The sequence below is a fragment of the Mesorhizobium sp. M7A.F.Ca.CA.001.08.2.1 genome, from assembly GCF_003998455.1.
GTDB classification, from domain to species: Bacteria; Pseudomonadota; Alphaproteobacteria; order Rhizobiales; family Rhizobiaceae; genus Mesorhizobium; species Mesorhizobium ciceri.
The window spans coordinates 1-4,164 of sequence record NZ_RZPW01000573.1 but is presented as its reverse complement, the minus strand read 5'-3'; the positions used below and the strand labels follow the sequence as shown (position 1 = coordinate 4,164).

5 protein-coding genes are annotated in these 4,164 nt (G+C 61.6%); all 5 read left to right on the top strand.

The window, feature by feature from the left end:
• The coding region (locus EN914_RS38765; protein WP_206527243.1) for a hypothetical protein at window positions 1-269 on the top strand (269 nt) is incomplete at its 5' end.
• Window positions 270-489: 220 nt separating this feature from the next.
• Window positions 490-2,514 (top strand): conjugal transfer protein TraG, encoded by a 2,025-nt coding sequence (locus tag EN914_RS26565; protein ID WP_024502848.1) that lies wholly within the window; start codon window positions 490-492, stop codon window positions 2,512-2,514.
• Between the two features lie 116 nt (window positions 2,515-2,630).
• Complete coding sequence (locus EN914_RS26560) at window positions 2,631-3,044, top strand: CopG family transcriptional regulator (protein WP_024502849.1); 414 nt, start codon at window positions 2,631-2,633, stop codon at window positions 3,042-3,044.
• Entirely contained in the window at window positions 3,041-4,009 is a 969-nt protein-coding gene (gene trbB, locus EN914_RS26555) for a P-type conjugative transfer ATPase TrbB (RefSeq protein WP_024502850.1), read from the top strand. The genes EN914_RS26560 and trbB overlap by 4 nt, the downstream gene beginning before the upstream one ends.
• Before the next feature lie 12 nt (window positions 4,010-4,021).
• Window positions 4,022-4,164, top strand: a 143-nt coding sequence (locus EN914_RS26550; protein WP_206527244.1) for a TrbC/VirB2 family protein, incomplete at its 3' end; no start/stop codon positions are given.

The following is a 4,164-nucleotide window of genomic DNA, read 5'->3' as shown; positions in this document are numbered from 1 at the left end:
CCCCATCGATGATGGCGTTCGAGCCAGGGGAACTGCGGCAGCTGTTGGAGGATGAACCCGCTTCCCCATCGATGATGGCGTTCGAGCCAGAGGAACTGCGGCAACTGTTGGAGGATGAACCCGCTTCCCCACCGATGATGGCGTTCGAGCCAGGGGAACTGCGGCAACTGTTAAATGAGCCTGCCTCCACTTGGGCACAAATCAATTCGACCCCACATGCGCGAGCGGACGGTGTTCATCAGCCAGCCCAGGCGCCCCTGGCTCCCTGAACGCAGAAGATAACTTTGCGGAGGAGCGATCACGCAACTGTCGTCGGCGCCGGGCCTCAGGGTGAATGGAGAGGATGGTGTCGCGTGAAGGCGCAACACGCGTGCTGACCGACCTGCATACGTAGGAAGTCGTTCATTGCTCCCAAATCGTATGTGAGGAACATTCCTGTCCCGGCTGCGCCGCGCGATGCTAGGTCGCGTTGTTCAGCGGGTCAAGCCGATGACACCTACGAAGCTACTGATCGGGCAGATCGCCGTTGTGTGCGCAATTGTCATTATCGGCGTATGGACGGCAACCCAATGGTGCGCTCAAATGCTGACCTACCAGACGCCTCTCGGCGCACCATGGTTTCTCTTCGCCGGCTGGCCAATCTACAAGCCGTGGAAGCTGTTTGAATGGTGGTTCCACTTCGATGCTTATGCGCCGGAGGTCTTCGACAAAGCCGGTACGCTTGCAGGCGCCAGCGGATTCCTGGGCTGTGCCGCCGCAATCGCAGGCTCGCTTTTGCGCGCGCGACAGCGCGGGTCGGTTACGACCTATGGGTCTTCACGGTGGGCCACGACTCATGAGGTCGAGACGGCAGGGTTGTTACGGCCGGCGGGCGTTTTCCTCGGTAGGCTGAACGATCGCTATCTGCGCCATGACGGCCCGGAGCACGTCATGGCATTTGCGCCGACGCGTTCGGGCAAGGGCGTGGGGCTGGTTGTTCCAACGCTACTTTCCTGGACCGGGTCTGCCATCATTCATGATATAAAAGGCGAAAATTGGCAGTTGACCTCCGGCTGGCGGTCGAAATTCTCGTACTGCCTTCTGTTCAATCCGACCGACCCGAGATCGGCACGCTACAACCCGCTGCTGGAGGTGCGCAAAGGCCCAGATGAGATCCGGGACGTTCAAAACATCGCCGACATCCTCGTCGATCCCGAGGGCGCGCTGGAGCGACGGAACCACTGGGAGAAGACCAGCCATTCACTTCTAGTTGGCGCCATTTTGCACGTGCTCTACGCTGAAGAGGACAAGACGCTTGCCCGCGTCGCCACCTTCCTGTCGGACCCGCAACGCTCGTTTGCCGCAACGCTACGGCGGATGATGACGACAAACCATCTCGGGACGGGGCATAACCCTCAGGTCCATCCCGTAGTGGCCTCGGCGGCCCGCGAACTCCTGAACAAGTCGGAAAACGAGCGCTCAGGCGTCCTCTCGACCGCCATGTCCTTTCTCGGGCTTTATCGTGATCCAACGGTCGCGGCGGCCACTTCGTCCTGCGACTGGCGCATCGCTGACCTAGTGGATGGAGAGCGACCGCTGTCGCTCTATCTGGTCGTGCCGCCTTCGGATATCTCGCGCACCAAGCCTTTGGTGCGACTGATCTTGAACCAGATCGGCAGGCGGTTGACGGAGCGTCTGGAGGGGGACCCGAAGAAGAGCCGTAAGCATCAGCTGCTCATGATGCTGGACGAGTTTCCGGCGCTCGGTCGCCTCGACTTCTTCGAAACGGCGCTCGCCTTCATGGCAGGTTATGGCATTCGCTCCTATCTGATCGCACAATCTTTGAACCAGGTTTCAAAGGCCTATGGCGAGAACAATGCTATTCTCGACAATTGCCACGTGCGAATTGCCTTTTCCTCCAATGACGAACGCACGGCCAAGCGCATCTCGGATGCCCTCGGCACCGCAACCGAACTTAGGTCGATGCGCAACTATGCGGGCCATCGGCTTGCGCCCTGGCTTTCACATGTCATGGTGAGCCGCCAGGAAACCGCGCGCCCGCTCCTGACGCCAGGCGAGGTGATGCAATTGCCGCCGTCAGACGAATTGGTCCTGGTTTCTGGGTTGCCGCCGATCCGCGCCAAGAAGCTGCGCTATTATCAGGATCAGAATTTCACAGATCGGGTGCTGCCTGCGCCGGTGCTGCACGACGGACCCTATGCGGACTGCCCTGCATCACGCCCGGACGGCTGGACTGGACAAGTGTGCAGCGTCGATAGCCGACTTGCTGCGGACGAGGAAAGCGCCGACGCGCCAGTTGAAGACGAGGGAGGCGTTCAGCAGCAACGCCATCCAAGCCTGCCCGAAGAAGACGTTGTTGTCTCTCAAGAGCCCGATCAGGCCGATCTGTACAAGCCCGCAGACGATGACAGCGAAGCGCTCGCGGACAAGCGTGTCATGGATCGGATTTCCACTGCGGCCCGCGCCTACGGTATCAACGAGGGCAGGGGCGACGATGTCATTCCCGGCTTCTGAAGTCCGCTGAGTTGCAGAGCGCACCTCAGCGTAGATAACGGCCATAAGCAATTTTGAGCGTCTGGCCGATGCTTCTCCCGTCGCCGGCGCAACGCCGGGCCGTCGGAACGAGCCGCATGAAGCCGCACCGCATTCGCCATCAGTTTCTGCTTGAGCCGGAGCTCAGCGAGAAACTGGACAACCTCAGTCGCGATCCGTCAACGACCAAATCAGCGATCGTGGCGAAGGCGATCGAGGCGTTCATCGAGCGGCGTGGCGAGAGCGAGTTCGATCGGCGCTACGGCGTAAGGCTTGACCGGCTCTCCCGCGATCTTGCCCACGTCAGGCGCGATTCCGAGGTGATCCTGGAGAGCCTGGCGCTCTTCATCCGCTTTTCGATCACCCTTCACGCCCACACGCCGGTCCCGGATCGATCAACGCAGGCTATTGCCCAAGAGCGTTTCGAGAAATTCGTTGAGAAGGTCGGCCGCCAGATCGCTTCCGGCAAAAAGTCGCTTAGCAAAGACAATGGTGGGGGAGGGGAAGGATGAGCTCTCATCCCGAGGCCGACCACCGGCGGCGTGTCATGCTGCGCACCGCCATGGGTCCGGCAATCACCGAAGCCCTGGCCGATCCGTCCGTCATCGAGGTGATGGTCAATCCCGACGGCGCGCTGCGACTCGACCGGTTAGGCGAAGGTCGGGTCGATACCGACGTTCACATGCACCCGTCCGAGGCAGAACGTATCATCCGCCTGGTTGCTTCGCACGTGCGCGCCGAGGCGCACGCCGACAACCCGATCGTCAGTGCCGAATTGCCGTCTGGCGAACGCTTCGAAGGCCTGCTGCCACCTGTGGTGTTGGCGCCATGTTTTGCCATCCGCAAGCCCGCCGCGAAAGTCTACACCCTGGCCGACTATGTTGCCGAACGCATCATGCTGCCGCTGCAGGCCGATGCGCTGAAAAAGGCCGTCCGCGAGCGGCGCAACATGCTGATCGCCGGCGGCACTTCCTCGGGGAAGACAACACTCGCCAACGCTCTGCTGGCTGAAGTCGCCGAATGCGACGATCGGGTGATCCTGATCGAGGACACACGCGAACTGCAGTGCGCGGCCAGGGACTGCGTTGCCCTGAGAACAAGGCGGGGCTCGGTCACCCTTGCCGATCTCGTGCGCTCGACGCTGAGGCTCAGGCCGGACCGCATCATCGTGGGCGAGGTGAGGGGCGCGGAAGCGCTCGACATGCTGAAGGCATGGAACACCGGGCACCCAGGCGGCATCGCTACCGTACACGCCAATTCCGCGCGCTCGGCTCTCTATCGCATTGAGCAACTCGCCCAGGAAGCCGTGGTCACCGTTCCCCGCCGGCTCATCGCTGAGGCGATAGATCTGATCGTCTTCATAGCGGGACGCGGCTCGTCGCGCCACATCGACGCAATCGCCGAGGTCACCGGTCTCGACGGCAGCGGCGATTACGCCGTTGCCCCGCTCACGCTTTCGCAACTCCAGCAGCTTTGAAAGGCCTTCCTCATGCGCAAGAAGCTTCGCTTTCTTTCGTCCACAGCGCTCGCGTTTCTTATCACGGCCCCGGTTTATGCCGCCGGCTCAGGCATGCCGTGGGAGCAGCCGCTGCAGCAGATCCTGGAGTCCGTCCAGGGACCGGTCGCCAAGAT